Annotated in this window: 19 protein-coding genes, 1 pseudogene and 1 riboswitch; of the genes and pseudogenes, 10 read left to right on the top strand and 10 right to left on the bottom strand. The window is 71.5% G+C overall.

The genetic code is table 11. The features are described from left to right. The first annotated feature begins 47 nt into the window (after positions 1-47). The 5 genes from S1361_RS07650 (at position 48) to S1361_RS07630 (ending at position 4693) form a co-directional block, all read left to right on the top strand. Entirely contained in the window at positions 48-878 is an 831-nt protein-coding gene (locus S1361_RS07650) for an FHA domain-containing protein (RefSeq protein ID WP_208031087.1), read from the top strand. Positions 879-922: 44 nt separating this feature from the next. Further along, positions 923-1660, top strand: a complete 738-nt coding sequence (gene ftsR / locus S1361_RS07645; RefSeq protein ID WP_208031086.1) for a transcriptional regulator FtsR — start codon at positions 923-925, stop codon at positions 1658-1660. Between the two features lie 86 nt (positions 1661-1746). Continuing rightward, entirely contained in the window at positions 1747-2220 is a 474-nt protein-coding gene (locus tag S1361_RS07640) for a bifunctional nuclease family protein (RefSeq protein ID WP_026253112.1), read from the top strand. A gap of 263 nt (positions 2221-2483) precedes the next feature. After that, positions 2484-3167, top strand: a complete 684-nt coding sequence (locus S1361_RS07635) for a MerR family transcriptional regulator (RefSeq protein ID WP_208031085.1) — start codon at positions 2484-2486, stop codon at positions 3165-3167. A 68-nt stretch (positions 3168-3235) separates the two neighbouring features. After that, entirely contained in the window at positions 3236-4693 is a 1458-nt protein-coding gene (locus S1361_RS07630; protein ID WP_208031084.1) for a DNA polymerase IV, read from the top strand. A 194-nt stretch (positions 4694-4887) separates the two neighbouring features. On the opposite strand, the gene S1361_RS07625 is transcribed toward S1361_RS07630, so the two are convergent. Next, positions 4888-5259 carry a PRC-barrel domain-containing protein gene (locus S1361_RS07625; protein ID WP_208031083.1) on the bottom strand — a complete coding sequence of 124 codons (372 nt, stop codon included), beginning with the start codon at positions 5257-5259 and terminating at the stop codon, positions 4888-4890. Positions 5260-5378: 119 nt separating this feature from the next. Next, positions 5379-5473: riboswitch (glycine riboswitch) on the top strand. 174 nt (positions 5474-5647) lie between these two features. On the opposite strand from S1361_RS07625, the gene gcvP reads away from it, so the two are divergent. Continuing rightward, complete coding sequence (gcvP, locus tag S1361_RS07620) at positions 5648-8533, top strand: aminomethyl-transferring glycine dehydrogenase (protein ID WP_208031082.1); 2886 nt, start codon at positions 5648-5650, stop codon at positions 8531-8533. A 54-nt stretch (positions 8534-8587) separates the two neighbouring features. Here gcvP and S1361_RS07615 read toward each other — a convergent pair whose 3' ends face one another. From S1361_RS07615 to S1361_RS07580, 9 genes and pseudogenes are all read right to left on the bottom strand, one after another. After that, entirely contained in the window at positions 8588-9007 is a 420-nt protein-coding gene (locus tag S1361_RS07615) for a TOBE domain-containing protein (protein ID WP_208031081.1), read from the bottom strand. 28 nt (positions 9008-9035) lie between these two features. After that, complete coding sequence (locus tag S1361_RS40275) at positions 9036-9263, bottom strand: TOBE domain-containing protein (RefSeq protein ID WP_425087988.1); 228 nt, start codon at positions 9261-9263, stop codon at positions 9036-9038. A 396-nt stretch (positions 9264-9659) separates the two neighbouring features. Next, positions 9660-10310: pseudogene (locus tag S1361_RS40270) on the bottom strand (ATP-binding cassette domain-containing protein); the annotation flags it as partial. Next, positions 10307-11167, bottom strand: coding sequence for a molybdate ABC transporter permease subunit (modB, locus tag S1361_RS07605; RefSeq protein ID WP_208031080.1), 861 nt, complete (start codon positions 11165-11167; stop codon positions 10307-10309). The pseudogene S1361_RS40270 and the gene modB, both read right to left, overlap by 4 nt. After that, positions 11164-11958, bottom strand: a complete 795-nt coding sequence (gene modA, locus S1361_RS07600; RefSeq protein WP_208031079.1) for a molybdate ABC transporter substrate-binding protein — start codon at positions 11956-11958, stop codon at positions 11164-11166. The genes modB and modA overlap by 4 nt, the downstream gene beginning before the upstream one ends. 343 nt (positions 11959-12301) lie before the next feature. After that, the gene (locus tag S1361_RS07595; RefSeq protein ID WP_208031078.1) at positions 12302-12697 is read right to left on the bottom strand and encodes a TOBE domain-containing protein; all 396 of its coding nucleotides are present in this window, start codon (positions 12695-12697) and stop codon (positions 12302-12304) included. 133 nt (positions 12698-12830) lie between these two features. Beyond that, complete coding sequence (locus tag S1361_RS07590) at positions 12831-14789, bottom strand: APC family permease (protein ID WP_208031077.1); 1959 nt, start codon at positions 14787-14789, stop codon at positions 12831-12833. A 241-nt stretch (positions 14790-15030) separates the two neighbouring features. Further along, a complete protein-coding gene (locus tag S1361_RS07585; RefSeq protein ID WP_208031076.1) occupies positions 15031-15588 on the bottom strand; it encodes a hypothetical protein in 558 nt (185 codons plus the stop codon). 118 nt (positions 15589-15706) lie between these two features. Next, the gene (locus S1361_RS07580) at positions 15707-16237 is read right to left on the bottom strand and encodes a universal stress protein (RefSeq protein WP_208031075.1); all 531 of its coding nucleotides are present in this window, start codon (positions 16235-16237) and stop codon (positions 15707-15709) included. Positions 16238-16612: 375 nt separating this feature from the next. On the opposite strand from S1361_RS07580, the gene S1361_RS07575 reads away from it, so the two are divergent. From S1361_RS07575 to S1361_RS07560, 4 genes are read left to right on the top strand one after another with little or no spacing between them, the layout of a single operon-like run. After that, positions 16613-17908 (top strand): extracellular solute-binding protein, encoded by a 1296-nt coding sequence (locus S1361_RS07575; protein ID WP_208031074.1) that lies wholly within the window; start codon positions 16613-16615, stop codon positions 17906-17908. A 6-nt stretch (positions 17909-17914) separates the two neighbouring features. Next, positions 17915-18913: a carbohydrate ABC transporter permease gene (locus tag S1361_RS07570; RefSeq protein ID WP_208031073.1), complete on the top strand. Its 999-nt coding sequence runs from the start codon at positions 17915-17917 to the stop codon at positions 18911-18913. After that, complete coding sequence (locus S1361_RS07565; RefSeq protein ID WP_208031072.1) at positions 18910-19743, top strand: carbohydrate ABC transporter permease; 834 nt, start codon at positions 18910-18912, stop codon at positions 19741-19743. The genes S1361_RS07570 and S1361_RS07565 overlap by 4 nt, the downstream gene beginning before the upstream one ends. Before the next feature lie 36 nt (positions 19744-19779). Next, complete coding sequence (locus tag S1361_RS07560; protein WP_208031071.1) at positions 19780-20823, top strand: endo-1,4-beta-xylanase; 1044 nt, start codon at positions 19780-19782, stop codon at positions 20821-20823. The last annotated feature ends 81 nt before the right edge of the window (positions 20824-20904 follow it).

The raw sequence follows: 20904 nt of genomic DNA, 5'->3' as shown, positions 1-20904 counted from the left end.
TCGTCCTGCCCCACGGGCGGGTCTGTTTCGGTCAAGGGGAATCGCCCGTGAAGTTGTTTGCGAAGTTGTTCGGCAAGAGCGCGCGAGAGGGCCGCGACAACGCGACCGCTCGTCATCGCGCACAGCCTGACGCGGAGGGCCAGCGCCCGCTGTTCCGGGACCAGGTCGCTGGTCCGGGCGGTGACATTTCCGGTGGTCAGGGCGCGGCGTCTGTTGACCCTGCCCACTCCGGCGGCATAGGTTTCGGGCAACCGTCAACCTCAGGTACGGGTGGAGGGTTTGCCTCCGGTCCGTACGCGTCCAACGCCCCGGCGGGGCAGCCGCGGCAGGAGGATCCGTCGATGTCGGTCCTGGTGTGTACGAGGTGCGGTAACCGGAATGCGGAGAACGCCCGGTTCTGCTCCAACTGCGGGGCGCCGTTGCGCCCCGGGGTGGCGCCCGAGCGGGCTTCCGAGACGACGTCCACCATCTCGATCTCCGGTCTGGAGGCGTACGACTCCGAGGCGACCGGCCAGACGCCGCTGCCGATGCTCTCCCCGGAGGCGCAGGCCGCGGTGGACGCGCTGCCGGTGGGCTCGGCGCTGCTGGTGGTGCGCCGCGGTCCGAACTCGGGCAGCCGCTTCCTGCTGGACAGCGACCTGACCACGGCCGGCCGCCATCCGCAGAGCGACATCTTCCTGGACGACGTGACGGTCTCCCGGCGGCACGTGGAGTTCCGGCGCTCCCCCGACGGCTCCTTCACGGTGGCCGACGTGGGCAGCCTGAACGGCACCTACGTCAACCGCGAGCGCATCGACCAGGTCGCTCTGTCGAACGGTGACGAGGTGCAGATCGGCAAGTACCGGCTGGTGTTCTACGCGAGCCGGCAGGGCATCTGACCCGCCCCCGGACCGATGTCCGGGGGGATCCCCAGGGAAGGTCCATGCTTCAAACACCGAGCGGCGGTGCCGGAAGCGGTACCGCCGCCAGGGACAGTGGGCTGATGAGCATCGGCACGGTGCTGAACGTGCTGCGCGACGAGTTCCCCGAAGTCACCATCTCCAAGATCCGCTTCCTGGAGTCGGAGGGGCTCATCGAGCCGCAGCGGACCCCGTCGGGGTACCGCAAGTTCAGCGCCGCGGACGTCGAGCGCCTCGGCCACGTCCTGCGGATGCAGCGGGACCACTATCTGCCCCTGAAGGTGATCCGGGAGCATCTGGACGCCATGGAGCGGGGTGAGGCCGCCCCGCTGCCCGTGGTGGGGCGCCAGCGGACCCCCGACGACGTGCCGGCGCCGGCCGAGGGGCGCACGGTGGCCAGGGTCGGCAGGGCCGAGCTGCTGGCCGCGGCGGACGTCGACGAGGACGAGCTGAAGGAGTGGGAGTCCTACGGGCTGCTCGCTCCCCTGGCGGACGGGGCGTACGACGCCGAGGCCGTCACGGTGGCCTCGCTCATCGCCGAGCTGGGCCGCTTCGGGATCGAGCCACGCCACCTTCGGGTGATGAAGGCCGCCGCGGACCGCGAGGCGGGGCTGGTCGACCAGGTGGTGGCCCCGCTCAGGCGCCACCGCAACCCGCAGACCAGGGCCCACGCCGAGGCCCGCACCAAAGAGCTGGCGGCCCTCGCGGTGAAGCTGCACGCGGCACTGGTACAGACCGCTCTGGGCGTGCGGCTGCCCTGAGACGGCGGTCCCGCGGGACGGCCGGATCGGGCACCTGTTCCCGGCCCGACTACCCAAACGTCCCGAGCACGGCCTAGGGTTGCTGTGTGAACGAGCTCGATGTCGTAGGTGTCCGGGTCGAAATGCCCTCCAACCAGCCGATCGTGCTCCTGCGCGAAGTGGGGGGCGACCGTTACCTCCCCATCTGGATCGGGCCGGGGGAGGCGACGGCGATCGCCTTCGCCCAGCAGGGCATGGCCCCCGCGCGACCGCTGACCCACGACCTGTTCAAGGACGTGCTGGAGGCCGTCGGCCAGGAGCTGACCGAAGTGCGCATCACCGATCTGCGAGAAGGCGTCTTCTACGCGGAGCTGGTGTTCGCCAGCGGGGTCGAGGTCAGCGCCCGCCCCTCCGATGCCATAGCGCTGGCTCTGCGCACCGGAACGCCGATCTACGGCAGTGACACGGTGCTGGACGACGCGGGTATCGCCATTCCGGACGAGCAGGAGGACGAGGTGGAGAAGTTCCGCGAGTTCCTCGACCAGATCTCGCCCGAGGACTTCGGTACCAGCAGCCAGTGAACAGCGGGGCACGGCCCCGCCGGACCGGGGTTCCGCCCCGGCCGGTCGGCGGCTCCGCGCGGCCGTCGCCTCGGCATGTGCCTCCGGCCAGTGAGAGCGTCCTACGGCCCGCCGCGAACGCATTCGGCTAGCCTTTCCCCGCGGTGGGACACGAGAAACCACTCCTAGGGTGATTATCACTCGGCGTGCCGAGTGTGGCGATCGTTGACGCACCCCTGGTGACTGCCTACCGTCGAGAAGGCAGGTCAAGGACGGAGGTCGGCGTGAGAACCAGCGGCGACGGTACGGCTGGGGGTGCCCCCGGACGCAGCTTCGGGGAGAGCGGTCCGTACCCGCCCCCGAGCCCGCGACTGCGCTCGGGCGGGGGACACCCCCATCCGGGCAGCGCGGTGGATCACGCTCCGCAGCTGCCGACGGCGGTGCCGAACGGTGGAGGGGTGGCGGCCATGACGTCCGAAGAGATCGGCTACCGCGGGCCCACGGCCTGCGCGGCGGCCGGTATCACCTACCGGCAGCTCGACTACTGGGCGCGGACCGGTCTGGTCGAGCCCAGCGTGCGGCCCGCCTACGGGTCGGGCACCCAGCGGCTGTACAGCTTCCGGGACGTCGTCGTCCTGAAGATCGTGAAGCGGTTCCTGGACACCGGGGTGTCGCTGCAGAACATCCGCACGGCCGTCCAGCACCTGAGGGAACGCGGTTTCCGTGACCTGGAGCGGATGACCCTGATGAGCGACGGTGCGACCGTGTACGAGTGCACCTCGCCGGACGAGGTCCACGCCCTGCTCCAGGGTGGTCAGGGCATCTTCGGGATCGCCGTCGGCGTGGTGTGGCGCGATGTGGAAAGCGCCCTCTCCCAGCTGCACGGTGAGCGCATCGACACCGGCGAGACGCTCGTCGGGCACAACCCCGCGGACGAGCTGGCGCGGCGCCGCAACCGGGCGGTCTGACCGCCGGGTCTCCCGAGGGGCGCTCCGGCACCACCGCATTGTCAGTGGCGTGGTGCAGCATCGGAGATGTGAGAAACGCGCCCACGATCCTGCATCTCGACATGGATGCCTTCTTCGCCTCGGTGGAGCAGGCGTCCAAGCCGAGCCTGCGCGGGAAGGCGGTCGTCGTGGGCGGGCTCGGACCGCGCGGGGTGGCGGCCACCGCGTCGTACGAGGCACGTGTGTTCGGGGTCCACTCGGCGATGCCCATGGCGCAGGCGCGCCGGCTGGCACCCAACGCCGCGTACCTGGTGCCGCGCTTCACCCTGTACCGGTCGGTCAGCGAGCAGGTGATGGCGCTGCTGCGGGAGCTGTCACCGCTGGTGGAGCCGCTGAGTCTGGACGAGGCGTTCGTGGATCTGGAGGCCGGGGGAGCGGCCTGGGACGAGGAGTCGGCGCGGCGGGCCGGGGAGAAGCTGCGCGCTGACATCCGGGCGGTCACCGGGCTCACCGGTTCGGTGGGGCTCGCCGCCTCGAAAATGCTGGCGAAGATCGCCTCCGAGCAGGCCAAGCCGGACGGCCTGGTGCTGATCGAGCCCGGCACCGAGAGGGCGCTGCTGGGGCCGATGCCGGTGCGGACCCTGCCGGGGGTGGGGCCGGCCACCGGGGACCATCTGCGCCGGGCCGGGATCAGCACCGTGCAGGAGCTGGCCGAGGCCGGGGAGGACGAGCTGGTCCGGCTGCTCGGCAAGGCGCACGGGCACGCGCTGTACGCGATGGCCCTGGCCCGGGACGAGCGACCGGTGGTGGCCGAGCGGGAGACCAAGTCGGTGTCGGTGGAGGACACGTACGACGTGGACATCCACGACCGGCTGCGGGTCGGTCTGGAGGTGCAGCGGCTGGCCGACCGGTGCGTGCGGAGGCTGCGCGACGCGGGGCTGTCCGGGCGGACCATCGTGCTGAAGGTGCGGCGGTACGACTTCTCCACGCTGACCCGCTCGGAGACGCTCAGGGGGCCCACGGACGACCCCGCGGTCATCCGGGAGGCGGCGGCGCGGCTGCTGGACCCGGTGGACACCACGGGCGGGGTGCGGCTGCTCGGGGTGGGGGTGTCCGGGCTCGCCGACTACACGCAGGAGGACCTGTTCGCGCAGGCGATGCCCGCGGGGGCGGTGGAGGCGCCGGAGGAGGCCGTGGCCGAGGCCGTCGCGGAGCGGGCGGAGCCGGTGGAACGGCAGTGGCGCGCCGGGCAGGACGTACGGCATGCGGAGTACGGGCCCGGATGGGTGCAGGGGAGCGGACTGGGCCGGGTGACGGTGCGGTTCGAGACGCCGCAGTCCGAGCCGGGGCGTGTGCGCACGTTTTTCGTCGACGATCCTGCGCTGGAGTCGGCTGAGCCGTTGCCGCTGGTTGCCGACCTGGCCCACGCACCCACCGGTCCCGCTCCGGAGACGGTTCGGGGCTCGGATGTCGGGGACGGCTCGGAGGAAGGTGGTGGCGGCTCGGGCGTGGGTGATCAGCTGGAGGGGGCCGGAGGGCGGACATAGGCCGGGCAGCGGGCGGGGACCGGTCCGTGTGCCGGCGGGTCGGGGCCGACAGGTCGGGCCCCGGGCCGGTCCCGTCTGGGTGCCCCGGGCCGGGGCCGGACGGGGGTCGGGCTGTGGGTGCGAGCCGGCCCGCGCGGGGATTACGGCGGGCGGGGCGGGGCTGCCGGCGTCGGTCAGGTCGGGCGTCGGTCAGGTCAGGGTTCTTCCGTGCCTGCCAGCTTGCCGAAGTCGTGGTCCGGGACGGTGGGGGGTGCGGCCACGTCGAGGCCGTAGTGGTGGTAGAGCTGGAGTTCCTGTTCGGGGGAGAGGTGGCGGCCCACGCCGAAGTCGGGGGCGTCCTTGATCAGGGCGCGGTCGAAGGGGACGTACAGGCTGCCTTCGACGAGCTCGCTGGGCTCCAGGGGTACGAAGGCGTCCCGGGAGAACAGGCCGGTGCGTATGGCAGCCCACTCGGGCACTCCGGTGGCGTCGTCCAGGTACACCTCGTCAATGGTGCCGATCTTGGTGCCATTGCGGTCGAACGCCTTGCGGCCGATCAGGTTGCGCGGATCGATGTCGGTCTGCACGGTCCCTCTCCCTCCACGTGGTCGCAACTCATCCGTAAGCACTACAAAAGAGCACATTCAGGGAGGCGGCCACTCGAAGGCTCCGGCATTGACCTCGCTGGTAGGCTGACAGCGGCTGCTGACCCCGTGCGGGAGAGTCCTCCGACCACCTCGGAGGCGCCGAAGGAGCAACTCCTCCCCGGAATCTCTCAGGCTCACGTACCGCACGGACGAGGTCACTCTGGAAAGCAGGGCGGTTGTCGACGGCTCCCGCCCTCACCGACGGTGAAAGCCGGCGCCCTCGGGTGGCCGGTGAAGCTCTCAGGTTGAGATGACAGAGGGGGAGGCCGTCGGGGTATCCGTACCGGGGTGCCCCTCGAAGGTCGCGTCAGACCAGGAGGCCTCCGCAATGACCGCCCATCGCATTCCGCTCTCCGAGCTCGAAGCGGGCATTCCGTTCGAGCAGCGCCACATCGGACCCGACCAGGAGGCGCGGGCCAAGATGCTCGCGCAGGTCGGATACGGCTCGCTCGACGAGCTGACCGCCGCCGCGGTCCCGGATGTGATCAAGAACGCCGACGCCCTGGACCTGCCGGGCGCCCGCACCGAGGCCGAGGTGCTCGCCGAGCTGCGCTCGCTCGCCGACCGCAACCAGGTTCTGGGCTCCATGATCGGGCTGGGGTACTACGGCACGTTCACCCCGCCCGTCATCCTGCGCAACGTCATGGAGAACCCGTCCTGGTACACGGCCTACACGCCGTACCAGCCGGAGATCTCCCAGGGGCGGCTCGAGGCCCTGCTGAACTTCCAGACCGTGGTCGCCGACCTCACTGGGCTGCCCACCTCCGGCGCCTCCCTCCTCGACGAGGGCACGGCCGCGGCCGAGGCCATGTCGCTGTCCCGGCGCATGGGCAAGAACAAGAAGGGCCTCTTCCTGGTCGACGCGGACGTGCTGCCGCAGACCATCGCCGTGATCGAGACCCGCGCCGAGCCGACCGGCGTCGAGGTGGTCGTCGCCGACCTGAGCGACGGCATCCCGGCGGAGATCGCCGAGCGCGAGATCAACGGCGTGCTGATCCAGTACCCGGGCGCCTCCGGTGCCGTACGGGACATCAAGCCGGTCATCGACCGGGCGCACGAGCTGGGCGCCCTCGTCACCGTCGCCGCCGACCTGCTGGCGCTGACCCTGCTCACCTCGCCGGGCGAGCTGGGTGCGGACATCGCCGTCGGCACCACCCAGCGCTTCGGCGTGCCGATGGGCTTCGGCGGCCCGCACGCCGGCTACATGGCCGTGCACGAGAAGTTCGCCCGCAGCCTGCCCGGGCGGCTGGTGGGCGTCTCCGTGGACGCCGACGGGAACAAGGCCTACCGGCTCGCGCTGCAGACCCGTGAGCAGCACATCCGCCGCGAGAAGGCCACCAGCAACATCTGCACCGCGCAGGTGCTGCTCGCCGTGATGGCCGGCATGTACGCCGTCTACCACGGCCCGGAGGGCCTGAAGACCATCGCCCGGCGCACGCACCGGTACGCCACGATCCTCGCCGAGGGGCTGAAGGCCGGCGGGGTGGAGATCGTCCACGGCGCCTACTTCGACACCGTCACCGCGCGCGTGCCCGGCAGGGCAGCCGAGGTCGTCGCCGCCGCGCGGGACAACGGGGTCAACCTGCGCCTCGTCGACGCCGACCACGTCTCGGCGGCCTGCGACGAGACCACCGGCCGGGCCCAGCTGGCCGCCGTCTTCGCCGCGTTCGGTGTCGAGGGCGACGTCGAGGCGCTGGACGCGAGTGCCGAGGACACCCTGCCCGAGGCGCTGCTGCGCACCGACGCCTACCTGACCCACCCGGTCTTCCACGAGCACCGCTCCGAGACCGCCATGCTGCGCTACCTGCGCAAGCTGGCCGACCGCGACTACGCGCTCGACCGCGGCATGATCCCGCTGGGCTCCTGCACCATGAAGCTCAACGCGACCACGGAGATGGAGCCGGTCACCTGGCCCGAGTTCGGGCAGCTGCACCCGTTCGCGCCCGCGGAGCAGGCGCAGGGCTACCTCACGCTCATCCGCGAGCTGGAGGAACGTCTCGCCGAGGTCACCGGCTACGACAAGGTCTCGCTCCAGCCGAACGCCGGTTCGCAGGGCGAGCTGGCCGGTCTGCTCGCCGTACGCGGCTACCACCGGGCCAACGGCGACGAGCAGCGCACCGTCTGCCTGATCCCGTCCTCCGCGCACGGCACCAACGCCGCCAGCGCCGTGATGGCCGGCATGAAGGTCGTCGTCGTGAAGACCGCCGACGACGGCGAGATCGACATCGAGGACCTGCGCGCCAAGATCGAGCAGTACCGCGACGAACTGGCGGTGCTGATGATCACCTACCCGTCGACGCACGGTGTGTTCGAGGAGCACGTCGCCGACATCTGCGCCCGGGTGCACGAGGCCGGCGGCCAGGTGTACGTCGACGGTGCCAACCTCAACGCCCTGGTGGGCCTCGCCAAGCCCGGCCACTTCGGCGGTGACGTCTCCCACCTGAACCTGCACAAGACGTTCTGCATCCCGCACGGCGGCGGCGGTCCCGGCGTCGGCCCGGTCGCGGTCCGCTCGCACCTGGCGCCGTACCTGCCGAACCACCCGCTCCAGCCGGAGGCCGGCCCGGAGACGGGTGTGGGCCCCATCTCGGCGGCGCCGTGGGGCAGCGCGGGCATCCTGCCGATCTCGTGGGCGTACGTCCGCCTCATGGGCGGTGAGGGCCTCAAGCGGGCCACCCAGGTGGCCGTGCTCTCCGCGAACTACATCGCCAAGCGCCTGGAGCCGCACTACCCGGTGCTCTACACCGGCCCCGGCAACCTGGTCGCGCACGAGTGCATCATCGACCTGCGCCCGCTGACCAAGGCGACCGGCGTGACCGTCGACGACGTGGCCAAGCGCCTGATCGACTACGGCTTCCACGCGCCGACCATGTCGTTCCCGGTGGCCGGCACGCTGATGATCGAGCCGACCGAGTCGGAGGACATCACCGAGCTGGACCGTTTCTGCGATGCGATGATCGCCATCCGCGCGGAGATCGAGAAGGTCGGCTCGGGCGAGTGGCCCGCCGAGGACAACCCGCTGCGCAACGCCCCGCACACCGCCGCCGCGCTCGGCGGTGAGTGGACCCACGCCTACAGCCGCGAGGAGGCGGTCTTCCCGGCCGGCGTCTCGGCCGCCGACAAGTACTGGCCGCCGGTGCGCCGCATCGACCAGGCCTTCGGCGACCGCAACCTGGTGTGTTCCTGCCCGCCGCTGGACGCCTACGAGGACTGAGCGAGCGGCAGCCCTCGGGGCCCCGTCCGGTTTCCGGGCGGGGCCTTCGCCGTGTCAGGCCGTCGCCAGGGACACGTCTGTCGCCTTGATGAGCGCGACCACGTCGGATCCCACGAAGAGGCCCAGGCCGGTGGCGGCGTCCTTGGTGATGGCCGCGGTCAGTTCACCGCCGGGGACGGAGATCCGCACGGAGGCCATCGCGGCGCCGGTGGTGAGGCCGACGACCGCACCGTCGAGCTGGTTGCGGATCGACAGACCCTCGACGCGGTGGGTGGCGACGGAGACCTCGGTCGACTTCACCAGGGCCCGCACGGACGAGCCGGGGGCGAGGGCGAGGTCCTCGGCGGACTCCTTGGTGATGGCCGCGGTGAGGTCCTGCCCACCGTGCAGGCGCAGCTTGACGGTGGTCATGACCTCGCCCGGCTGGATCGCGGTGACCGTGCCGGGGAGCTGGTTGCGGATGCTGAGGGTCATGGGCACCCACCGTAGAGCGCCCTTCCGCTCAGGCCGGGTATGCGTGGGTCTGCGTCGCCTTGACCGTCGCCCAGACCGGTGCACCCGGGTGCAGGTCCAGCTCCGCGGCGGCCACCGTCGTCAGGTCCGCCGCGAGCGGCAGCTCGCCGGTGAGGTCGGCGCGGATCTGGTCGCCGTGCGTCTCCAGCCCGGCGACCTCGCAGCGCCACAGGTTGCGGGCGCTGGCGCCGGAGGGGCGGTCCCGGAACAGGGTCACGGCGGACGGCGGGAACGCCACGAAGACCGGGCCGGACAGCTTCTCCGTGGTCGTGATCGCGGGTCCGGCGTCCAGCCGTACGGTGTGCCCCGCGGCCTGTCCGCGGTAGAGGTTGAGGCCGACGAGCTGGGCGATGTAGTCCGTGCGCGGGTGGCGGGCGATGTCGGCGGGGGTGCCCTCCTGGACGACCCGGCCGTGCTCCACCACCACCAGCCGGTCGGCGAGCACCATGGCGTCCAGCGGGTCGTGGGTGACCAGTACGGAGACCGCCTCGAACTCGGCCAGGTGGCGGCGGAGCTGAGCGCGGACCTCAAGGCGGGTACGGGCGTCCAGGGCTGCCAGCGGCTCGTCCAGGAGGAGCAGCCGGGGCCGGGTGGCCAGGGCGCGGGCGAGGGCCACGCGCTGGGCCTGGCCACCGGAGAGGCGGCGCGGCTTGGCCGCGGCGTGCGGCGTCAGGCCCATGCGCTCCAGCCAGGCCGCTGCCGCGGCGCGGGCCTCGGCCTTGCTCGCGCCCCGGCAGCGGGGGCCGAACGCGACGTTGTCCAGGGCGGACAGGTGCGGGAAGAGCAGGTAGTCCTGGAAGACCACGCCGACCGGGCGGGCCTCCGGGGCCGTGTGCTCCAGCGCGGTCCCGTCCAGGCGGAGGTGGCCGTCCGTGAGAGGGGTGAGGCCGGCGAGGGCGCGCAGGGCGGTGGTCTTGCCGGCGCCGTTGGGACCGAGCAGGGCGAGGACGTCGCCGGGGGCGGCGGTGAGGGTGACGTCCAGACGGAAGCCGGGGCGGTCGACCACGAGGTGGGCTTGCAGGCCGGTGGGGGGGTGGGGGTTGGGGTGCGTGTCCGTGGCGGGGGGTCGGCCTTCGGCCGGATTGGGGTTGCCACTCGCACCACCCGTGCGGCTTTCGTCGTCGGGTGCGGGTGGCCCCTGTGGGGGCTGAGCGCCGTCGGCGGGTGCGGCTGGTCCCGGCGCGCGTGTGGCGGTCTCGGCGGGTGCGGGTTGGCCGGGTGGGGATGTGGGGTGGGGACGTGTGGGTTCGGAGTTGTTCGTCATGACGGTGTCATCCAACGGTCCCTGAGGCCTGCCAGGACCGTGATCGAGACGGCCAGGAGGACCAGGCTGAGGGAGATGGCGGCCTCGGGGTCGTTCTGGAGGGCGAGGTAGACCGCGAGGGGCATGGTCTGGGTGCGGCCCGGGAAGTTGCCCGCGAAAGTGATCGTCGCACCGAACTCGCCGAGCGCCCGGGCCCAGGCCAGCACAGCTCCGGCCGCGATGCCGGGCGCGATCAGCGGCAGCGTGACCCGGCGGAACGCGGTGAAGCGGGAGGCGCCCAGGGTGGTCGCCGCCTCCTCGTAGCGCGGGTCCGCGGCGCGCAGGGTGCCCTCGACACTGATGACCAGGAACGGCATCGCGACGAACGCCTCCGCGATCACGACCCCGGTGGTGGTGAACGGCAGGGTGATCCCGAACCAGGCGTCCAGCCACTGGCCGATCACCCCGTTGCGGCCGAGGGCAAGGAGCAGGGCCACACCGCCGACGACCGGGGGCAGCACGAGGGGCAGGGTCACCAGGGCCCGTACGAACCCACGGCCGGGAAACTCCGTACGGGCCAGGAGCCAGGCAAGCGGCACGCCGAGTACGAGGCTCACGGCCGTCGCCGCGGTGGCGCTGACCAGGGACAGCTGGAGCGCCTGCCACACCTCGGCGCTGGTCAGCTGGTCCGGCAGGCTCCGCCAGGGCGCGCGGATCAGCAGCGCGAGCAGCGGCAGCAGCAGGAACGCCAGGGCCAGCACGCCCGGCAGCAGCAGTGGCAACGGCACGCCGCGTCGGCCCCCCGCGCCGACGCCGCGGCGCCGGGAGCGGCCCGTGTGGGGGCCGGCCGCGACGCCGGGCTCGTCGAGTGGGGTCACGGCTTGAGGAACCCGGCCTCGCTCAGCACCTGCTGCCCCTCCGCGGACCGCACGAGGGCGATGAACGCCTTGGCGGCCTCGGCGTGCGGCGCGTTCTTCAGCAGGGCGATCGGATAGTCGTTGATCGCGCCGGCCGACTCGGGGAACTCCACGCCCTCCACCTTGTCACCCGCGGCCTTCACATCGGTCTTGTAGACCACCGCCGCGTCGGCCTCCTTCAGCTCCACCTTGGTCAGGGCGCCCTTGACGTCCTGCTCGTAGGAGACCGGCGTGAGCCTGAGCCTGCTCGCGTCCAGGGCCTTCTGTGCGGCGGCGCCGCACGGCACGGTCCGGTCGCACAGGACGACCTTCAGGCCCGACTCGGTGAGGTCCTTCAGGGAGGACACCTTGTGCGGGTTGCCCGGCACGGTGGCGATCTCCAGCTGGTTGCGGACGAAGGTGGCGGGTGTGCCGGCCGCCTCCTGCTTGTCCGTCACCAGGGCCATGGTCCTGGGGCTGGCCGCGGCGAACACGTCCGCCGGGGCACCGCCGGTGATGCTCGCGGCGAGGCTGTCGCTGCCGCCGAAGTTGAAGCTGACCTTGGTGCCCGGGTGGTCCTGCTCGAACTTCTTGCCCAGGGTCGTGAAGCTCTCCTTCAGGGAGGCCGCCGCGAACACGGTGACCGTGTCGGAGGACTTCGAGGAGGCGGGGGAGTCCGACGAGGCGGAGCAGGCGCTGAGGGCTATGAGGGCGGCGGCGCTTGCACCGGCCAGCGGCCACATCCGCCGGGTCCGGCATACGGAACGGGTCATCACGGCTCTGCTCCTCGGGTCTGTGTCGCACGAACGTCGCGCCCTGCACGGCCGGTGGGGCCCCTGCCGCGATGATACTGCCGCATCTGCGAGGTATAGGGCTCCTGTCGCATCGCATGAGCTGCGAAGCAGGGACCGAGAGCTTGCATGTGCGTTTCTACGGGGCTCCGGGGCGGGCACGTCCCGCGGGAGGGCGTCGACGGTGACGCTCGTGGGCGTGACAGCCCGCATCCAGGCACGCTTCGGCCGTATCCGGGCGCGGCTTGGCCGTGTCCGGGTGCGCATCGGCCGCAGTGCTGCGCAACGCCCGGCCGCGCGGGCGGAGCGGTTCGCCGGCTCCGGGTCAGGCCCGGTCGATGTGCACGTTCGTGGACTTCACGCGGGCGGTGGCCTCCATGCCGACCTCCAGGCCCAGTTCCTCCACGGCCTCCCGGGTCAGCAGCGAGACGAGCCGGTGCGGGCCGGCCTGGATCTCCACCTGGGCGGCGACATCGCCGAGCTTGATCGCGGTGACGATGCCGGGGAAGGCGTTGCGGACGGAGGTGTGCGAGACGTCCTCCTCGGCGCCGCCCCCCTTGGCCAGCTCGACGGAGAACGCGGCGAGGTCCCTGCCGTCGATGAGCCGCCGCCCGGACTCGTCGCGGTGGGTGGCCACCCGGCCGGCGTCGGCCCAGCGGCGGGCGGTGTCCGGGCTGACGCCGAGCAGCCGCGCGGCCTGGCCGATCGTGTAGGACTGCATGCCGGTCACGATAGGGCCAGTACCGGGAAGCGCGGACGTGGGGCCGGCGGTTCGGTACGACGTGACACTCGTCCGCATCGAGCGGCCGCCCGTCGGCCACCGGCGCAGCGGGCGGGTGCCCGGCACCCGGCCGTCAGCCCGTGTGGACCCGCGGGCGGCGGACGCGGTCGGGTTCCGCCTCGCGCAGTACCTCACGGGTGACCGGTGCGACCTCGCCCTGGCCGAAGAGGAAGAAGCGCAGGAAGTTGGTGAACGGACTGCCCTCGGTCCACTCGAAGTAGATGTGCGGGGTGCAGCCCGTGAGGTCTCGGACGTGCAGGAGGAGCGCGGCGAGGGCGTTGGGGATGGACGCGGACTCCAGCGTCAGCACGCGGTAGCGGCCGTGCAGCACCTCGCCGCGTACGGTCAGGCCCGCCTCGAACTCGGAGGGGTCGGTGACGGTGACCTCGACGAAGACGAAGTCCTCCTGCTCCGGCATGTCGTTGTCGGCGCGGATCTGCTCGATCTTGTCCCGGTACTCGGCCTTGTCGCGGTGGCCCGGCTCGTTGGCGATGAACCGCATCTTGCGGCTGGCCATGTCCCGGATGAACCGTTCCGCCATGGGGTCGAGCGACACGCTGGTCACGCGCAGTTCGAAGGCACGGGCCAGCCGGGACAGCAGCGAGACCAGGATGATGCCGATGATGAAGCAGGCACCGATCTTCACACCGTCCGGGCGCTCGATGACGTTCACCACGGTGGTGTAGAGGAACACCGTGGAGATCATCGCGAACACGATGGTCCAGCCGCGCTGCCCCGCCTTGCGCGCGGCGATGGTCACCGCGATCGCGGCCGAGCTGATCAGCACCAGCACACCGGTGGCGTAGGCGCCGCCCTGCTTGTCGACGTTGGCGTCGAAGATCCAGGTCACCAGGAAGGCGATCAGGGTGAAGACGATCACCATCGGACGGACGGCCCGCGCCCAGTGCGGGGCCATGCCGTAGCGGGGCAGGTAGCGCGGCATCAGGTTGAGCAGGCCGGCCATGGCGGAGGCGCCGGCGAACCACAGGATGGCGATGGTCGAGACGTCGTAGACCGTGCCGAAGGCGTTGCCCAGGTACTCGTGCGCGAGGTAGGCGAGCGCGCGGCCGTTGGCCTGGCCGCCCGTCTTGAACTCCTTCTCCGGGATCAGCAGCGTGGTGATGAAGCTGGTGGCGATCAGGAAGCAGCTCATGATGAGCGCGGCGGTGGTCAGGAGCTTCTTGGTGTCCCGGATCCGGCCGGTGGGCCGCTGCTCGGTGTCGCCCGGGTCGCCCTGCACGTGCGGCATGACGGCGACACCCGTCTCGAAGCCGGACAGGCCCAGGGCGAGCTTCGGGAAGACGATGAGCGCCACGCCGACCATCACGAAGACGTTCCCGTGCTGCGCGGTCAGCGCGCTGCTCCAGTCGGTGATCACGTGGCCGGCGGTGACGACGTGCCACAGGCCGGTGACCACGACGACGAGGTTGAGGGCGAGGTACACGCCGACCAGGGCGACCGCGACCCCGATGGCCTCCAGGAAGCCCTTGAGGAAGACCGCGCCGAGCAGCGCCACGAGGACCAGCGTGATCAGCATCTGCTTGCCGTCCAGGGCTTCCGTCAGATGCGGGTTCTCCACCAGGTGGGTGGAGGCGTCGGCGGCGGAGAGCGTGATGGTGATGAGGAAGTCGGTCGCCGCGAAGCCCAGCAGGGTGAGGACGAAGAGCTTGCCCTGCCAGAACGACAGCAGGCGTTCCAGCATCGCGATCGAGCCCTCGCCGTGCGGGCTCTCCTCGGCCACCCGGCGGTAGACCGGCAGGGCGCCGGCCAGGGTCACGACGACGAGCACGATGGTCGCCACCGGGGAGAGCAGACCGGCCGCCAGGGCGGCGATGCCGGGCTGGTAGCCGAGGGTGGAGAAGTAGTCGACACCGGTCAGGCACATCACCCGCCACCAGCGCTGGCCCTGGTGCGGGGGCTCCGGCTCGGCGTGCGGTCCCGTGTGGCCACCGCCCTTGCCCATGTCGGACAGTCCTTCCAGCATCCAGGCGCGCAGGCGGCCGGTACTGGGAGGGCGCTCGGTCGTGACCATCGGAGTTGCTCCTGACGTGCGGCTCAGCTGTTCTCGGCCATCACGCGGACGGCGGCACCAGCGTAAGCAGAGCGTGATGCCTGGGCCCATGGATCAGGGCTCGGAAGGCGTCAATCTTGCGTTAAGAATGGCCCGCGAGAGGGGCCGCCACCCCGGAAAGGGGAGGCCGGGGCCGGTCTGCCGGGCTGGGGCCGGTCGGGTGGCCCACGGCGGGAGCCGGGCGTACGGCGGCCACCGAGCGTCACTCCAGGCCGGACACCCGGAACACCCCCAGGGCCGTCTCGCGGTCCACGCGGCGGGCCAGCCGGTGCAGGGCGGCCGCGCCGCACAGCAGGGTGCCGGCCGCCTCGGAGGCGCGGGCGCCCTCGTCCAGCCGGTACCACAACTGCGGGTTGCGGACGAGAACTTCGGGGTCGATCTCGACCCGGTTGCCGAGGGCGTCGCGCAGCACCAGGCGCTGGGTGACGCCGTCCAGCGGGCGTACGGCGGTCAGCAGATCGGTGCGGACGCGGCGGGTGCGCAACAGGCGGCGGCTCGCCAGCCAGCCCGGGCCGGCCGACACGCGCACGGGGAACAGGACGAGGAGCAGCAGCAGGGCCAGCAGGAGCCACAGGGCGGCGCGCCACCAGGTCAGCGAGCCGGCCGTCCGGTCCACGCCCAGCAACAGCCCGAACAGGGCACCGGCACACCGGCAGGCACTGCGCACGTCCCGGGCCCAGCTGCGGTCGTACGCCACGGCCCCGGCGCCGGACGGGTGCGAGCCGGTCGCCCGGGGGCGGATGCCGTCGCGCTGCTCCATGAGAAAGACGGTAGACCGCCGGCAGCGGGTCGCACCTCCCCTTGACGGTGCCCTGACGGCGGGGCGGAGATTCTTGACGGGACGGCAGCGGGGGCGACTGCGTGCGTCGCCGCCCCGGTCACAGCCCCCGTGTGTCGAGCCGTAGGTGCCAGGTGTTGCGGCGGTGGACGGAGAGCAGTGCCGATTCCAGCGGGGACGGGGGGACCGCCAGGACCGGGCAGCGGGCGCGGGACACGCAGTGGCGGGAGACGCGGGCCGAGAAGGCTCGCTGCAGGCCGCGTCGGCCCGTGCCGACGACCAGTACGTCGGTCTCGCGGTCGGCGGTCGCCACCAGGGCCGGGCCCGGGGCGCCGCGTACGACGACGGCGTGCACCGGTACGCCGGGACTCTCCGTGCCGAAGATCTCGTAGAGGACCGAGGCCAGCCGCTGCCTGGCCAGACGCTGCCACTCGTCGAGCAGCGGACCGTCGGCGGGGGCGCGCCGCGCGGCGGGGTCACCGCCCGGTGGCTCCCAGGCCAGTACCGGCCACAGCTCCACTCCCAGCCGGCGGGCCAGCGCCGTGGCCCGGCGCAGGGCCGTGACGCTGTTCAGGGAGCCGCTCACACCGACGACCACTCGCGCGACCGCCGAGGCGTCGTTACCGGACATGACTCCACCGTTCCGGGCAAGGTCTCGCTCCTTCCATCCCACTCCCGCCCCGGCGATTCGACCAGCCGGAGGGCCCGGTCCTCCTCGCCCCGTCCGGACCGGCCACCCGAATTCGGTGCTGGTGGCGAAACATTCGGCCCCTCTCGTGGCTCGCGCCGCCTCCGGCGGGGTCGGCTGTGCGCTCGTCACCTCGTGCACGACACCTTGACGCTCCCCACGCGCGTTCCTAGAGTCGCCGTTCGGAACGTTCGGTGGGTAACTCGAATGTTTCGGCCCGCCGTTGGCCGACGAGAGCGTCGGCGGCTCCCGGTGGTGCGTGAATTTCTCAGTCGGGACCCTCTCCGAAGCAACTCGAAAGTTTCGAAGGAGCGCATGATGGGCGACCCTGCACTGTCCCGCCGCGGCTTCCTGGCGGCCTCCGTCGCCGCCGGCCTCGGTGCGACCGCACTGAGCGGCTGCGGTGGCGACTCGGACGGAGGGTCGTCCTCGGGGACGACCACGATCGAGTGGTGGAACATCTCGACCACGCAGCCGGCCAAGACCGTGTGGGCGGCCCTGGCCAAGAAGTTCGAGGCGGACAACCCCAAGGTCAGGATAAAGATCGTCCAGCTGGAGAACGACGCCTACAAGTCGAAGATGACCGCGCTGACCGCCTCCGGGAAGCTGCCGGACATCTTCCACACCTGGGGCGGCGGCGTGCTCAGGCAGCAGGTCGACGCGGGACTGGTCGAGGACCTCACGGACCGCACCAGGACCTGGGCCGACGGACTGCTGCCGGTGGCGAAGGAGCCGTACCTCCTGGACGGCACGGCGTACGGCATCCCGTTCGACATCGGCATGATCGGCTTCTGGTACAACAAGGCGCTCTTCGAGAAGGCCGGGATCAGCACACCCCCCACCACCTGGAACGGCTTCCTGGACGCCGTAGGGAAGCTGAAGGCCGCCGGGGTCACGCCGCTCGCCCTGGCGGGCAAGGAGAAGTGGCCCGGCATGTACTACTGGGCGTACCTGGCGATGCGCACGGCCGGCGTCGACGCGCTCCGGAAGGCAGGCGAGAGCAAGGACTTCACCGGCGACGGCTTCGTGCGGGCCGGACGGCACCTGAAGGAACTGGTGGATCTCCAGCCGTTCCAGAAGGGTTTCCTCGGCGCCGCGTACTCCACCCCGACCGGCCAGGCCGCCACCGTCGGCAACGGCAAGGCGGCGATGGAACTCATGGGGCAGTGGGCCCCGGTCGTGGAGGCCGACGTCGGCAAGGGCCTCGGCGCGAACCTGGGCTTCTTCCCGTTCCCCGAGGTCGAGGGCGGCAACGGGAAGATCACCGAGGTGTTCGGCGGGGGCGGAGGCCACGCCCTGCGCCGGGGAGCGCCACAGGCCGCCGTCGACTTCCTGGAGTTCTTCGCCTCCCGGGCGACCGACCGGGAACTGGTGAGGAAGACCGGGGTGCTGCCGGTCGTCCCGGCCGCCGAGTCCGTGCTCACCGACCCCAACCTCAAGGCCGTGCAGGCCCGGTTGAAGGAGGCCACCGGCTTCCAGCTCTACCTCGACCAGGCCTACGCGCCCGCCGTCGGCCAGGAGGTCAACGACAGTGTGGCCGCGCTCATCGCCGGATCCAAGTCGGCCGAGCAGGTGGCACAGTCGATCACCACGACCGCCAAGGAAGAGCAGTAGCCGGCGATGACCTCCACCTTCCTCCCGGACAAGCGGAGCGGCCCCGCCGCGGGCCACCCGCTCCCGGCCGTCCCCCCGGGCCGTGCCCGGACCCGGCGGCGCACGCTGAACTGGCTCACCGCGGTCGGCTTCCAGCTGCCCGCGCTGGTGCTGTTCACCGGGCTGGTGCTGCTGCCGGTGCTGTTCGCGCTGTACGCCGCCTTCTTCCGCTGGGGCGGCTTCGGCATGCCCTCCGACTACGTCGCCGGCGACAACTTCACCCGCCTTCTCCAGGACGACGTCTTCCTCGGCGACCTGTGGCGCTGCCTGGTGCTGGTGGTGCTCTCGCTCGTGCTCCAGCTGCCGTTCGCCCTGGCCATGGCGGTGCTGCTGAACCAGCGGCTGCGCGGCCGGGCGGTGTACCGGATGCTGTTCTTCGCGCCGTACGTGCTGTCCGAGGCCATCACCGGCGTGCTGTTCAGCATGGTCTTCGCCCCGGACGACGGACTCGCCGACCACGTCCTGGGCGCCGTCGGCCTGGACGGCCTGGGCGGCGAGTGGTTCGCCGGCCCCTCCTCCGTCATGGCGGCCCTCTTCCTCGTCATGACCTGGAAGTACTTCGGCTTCCACATGATGCTCCACCTGGCCGGACTCCAGTCGATCCCGGCCGAGTTGACGGAGGCGGCGCTGATCGACGGCGCCGGCCCCTGGCAGCGGTTCCGCAACGTCACCCTGCCGCTGCTCGCGCCCACCCTGCGCATCAGCGTCTTCCTGTCGGTGATCGGGGCGATCCAGCTGTTCGACCTGGTGTGGGTGATCACTCAGGGCGGCCCCGACCACCACTCCGAGACGATGGCCGTGACCATGTTCCAGTACGGCTTCAAGCGCTACCAGGTCGGCTACGCCAGCGCGATCAGCGTGGTCATGTTCGGCATCTGCCTCGTCTTCGCCCTCGCCTACCAGCGGTTCGTGCTCCGCCGCGACCTCGAAGGCGCCACCACGACGATGAGGGGGGACGGCACGTGACCCGCAGAACCAGGGGCGTCCGTACGCTGCCGCTGCACCTGGTCCTCGTCGTGGTCGGCGCGGTGATGGTCGTACCGCTGCTGTACGCCGTCCTGTCCGGCTTCAAGTCCACCGACGAGCTGTCCCGCAACCCGTTCGGACTGCCCGAGCACTGGCTGACCGGCAACTACACGGGCATCCTCGGCTCGGGCGGGTTCTGGCGGCTGGTCGGCAACAGCACGCTGATCGCCGTGGGCACGACCGTGCTCGTGGTCGCCGTGTCCGCGCTCGCGGCCTTCTCCTTCGCGCGCTTCGCCTTCCGCGGGCGGGAGGTGCTGTTCACCGTCTTCACGATGGGGCTGATGTTCCCCTTCGCGGTGGCCGCCCTGCCGCTGTTCCTGCTGCTGCGCTCCCTGGGCCTGCTGGACAACCCGCTCGGTGTGATCCTCCCGCAGGCCGCGTTCGGACTGCCGATGACGATCATCATCCTGCGCGGCTTCTTCCGGCAGATCCCCGGCGAACTGGAGGAGGCCGCCACGCTCGACGGGTGCAGCGCCTTCGGGTTCTTCTGGCGGGTCCTGCTGCCCATGGCCCGGCCGGCGCTCGGCACCGTCTCGGTCCTCGCGGTGGTCACCAGCTGGAACAACTTCTTCCTGCCGCTGCTGGTGTTCACCGACAGCACCTGGTGGACCCTGCCCATCGGCGTCCAGCAGTTCCAGGGGCAGTACTCGGCGGAGTACGCCCGGGTCTTCGCCTATCTCGTCCTCGCCATGGTCCCCGCCCTCGCCTTCTACTCGGTCGCCGAACGCCAGCTCGTCGGCGGTCTGACCACCGGCGCCACCAAGGGCTGAACCGCGCCCTCCCGACACCCGGACAGGAGTCCCACCATGCGTCTGAGACTTGCCGGCGCCCTCGCGGCCGTGCTGGTCACCGCCGGACTGGCCGCGGGCCCCGCCGCGCAGGCCGCACCGGACCCGGTACGGCAGCCCACGCTCGCCGACCTCGCCGAGCGCCACGGCCGCTACTTCGGCAGCGCCACCGACAACCCCGAACTCACCGACACCGCCTACACGCGCCTCCTCGGCAGCGAGGTCGACATGATCACGCCCGGCAACGGCATGAAGTGGTACGCCACCGAGCCGCAGCAGGGCGTCTTCGACTGGACCGACGGCGACGAGATCGTCGACCTGGCCCGCAGGCACCACCAGAAGGTCCGCGCCCACACCCTCGTATGGCACAGCCAGCTGCCCGACTGGCTGACCTCCAGGCAGTGGACGGCGAGCGAACTGCGGGCCGTGCTGAAGAAGCACATCACCACCGAGGTACGGCACTACCGGGGCAAGGTGTACGCCTGGGACGTCGTCAACGAGGCCTTCGACGAGGACGGCAGCTACCGCGAGACCATCTGGTACAAGACCCTGGGCCCCGGCTACATCGCCGATGCGCTGCGCTGGGCCCACCAGGCCGACCCGCACGCCAGGCTCTACCTGAACGACTACAACATCGAGGCGACCGGCCCGAAGAGCGACGCCTACCACCGGCTGGCCAAGGACCTCAAGGCCCGGGGCGTGCCCCTCGACGGCGTCGGCTTCCAGGCCCACCTGGCCCTCCAGTACGGCTATCCGGCCACCCTGGAGGACAACCTCCGCCGCTTCTCCCGGCTGGGCCTGGACACCGCGCTCACCGAGGTCGACGTCCGGATGCAGCTGCCGGCTACCGAGGAGAAACTCGCCGAACAGGCGACGTGGTACCGGGACCTCACCGCGGCCTGTCTGGCCGTACGCCGCTGTGCGGGTGTGACCATCTGGGACTACACGGACAAGTACTCCTGGATACCGGCGTTCTTCCCGGGTGAGGGCGCGGCCCTGCCGTGGGACGAGGAGCTGCGTCCCAAGCCCGCCTACCAGGCGCTGCGGGAAGCGCTGCGCTGACACCCCGATACGCTGCGCAGCCACGGCCGGACACGCGTCGGGGCCGGTGCGCACCGGGTGCGTGCGGCCGGCCCCTCAGGT

Source organism: Streptomyces cyanogenus, assembly GCF_017526105.1.
Taxonomy (GTDB): Bacteria; Actinomycetota; Actinomycetes; order Streptomycetales; family Streptomycetaceae; genus Streptomyces; species Streptomyces cyanogenus.
This window is presented reverse-complemented; position numbering and strand designations above follow the sequence as displayed.

What these genes read in the sequence shown, in the direction of transcription:
- S1361_RS07585 (WP_208031076.1), bottom strand. Translation starts at nt 15,588, where the DNA reads ATGGAGCAGCGCGACGGCATCCGCCCCCGGGCGACCGGCTCGCACCCG.
- gcvP (WP_208031082.1), top strand. Translation starts at nt 5,648, where the DNA reads ATGACCGCCCATCGCATTCCGCTCTCCGAGCTCGAAGCGGGCATTCCG.
- S1361_RS07580 (WP_208031075.1), bottom strand. Translation starts at nt 16,237, where the DNA reads ATGTCCGGTAACGACGCCTCGGCGGTCGCGCGAGTGGTCGTCGGTGTG.
- S1361_RS07595 (WP_208031078.1), bottom strand. Translation starts at nt 12,697, where the DNA reads ATGCAGTCCTACACGATCGGCCAGGCCGCGCGGCTGCTCGGCGTCAGC.
- S1361_RS07590 (WP_208031077.1), bottom strand. Translation starts at nt 14,789, where the DNA reads ATGGTCACGACCGAGCGCCCTCCCAGTACCGGCCGCCTGCGCGCCTGG.
- modA (WP_208031079.1), bottom strand. Translation starts at nt 11,958, where the DNA reads ATGACCCGTTCCGTATGCCGGACCCGGCGGATGTGGCCGCTGGCCGGT.
- S1361_RS07575 (WP_208031074.1), top strand. Translation starts at nt 16,613, where the DNA reads ATGGGCGACCCTGCACTGTCCCGCCGCGGCTTCCTGGCGGCCTCCGTC.
- S1361_RS07560 (WP_208031071.1), top strand. Translation starts at nt 19,780, where the DNA reads ATGCGTCTGAGACTTGCCGGCGCCCTCGCGGCCGTGCTGGTCACCGCC.
- S1361_RS07570 (WP_208031073.1), top strand. Translation starts at nt 17,915, where the DNA reads ATGACCTCCACCTTCCTCCCGGACAAGCGGAGCGGCCCCGCCGCGGGC.
- S1361_RS07615 (WP_208031081.1), bottom strand. Translation starts at nt 9,007, where the DNA reads ATGACCCTCAGCATCCGCAACCAGCTCCCCGGCACGGTCACCGCGATC.
- ftsR (WP_208031086.1), top strand. Translation starts at nt 923, where the DNA reads ATGCTTCAAACACCGAGCGGCGGTGCCGGAAGCGGTACCGCCGCCAGG.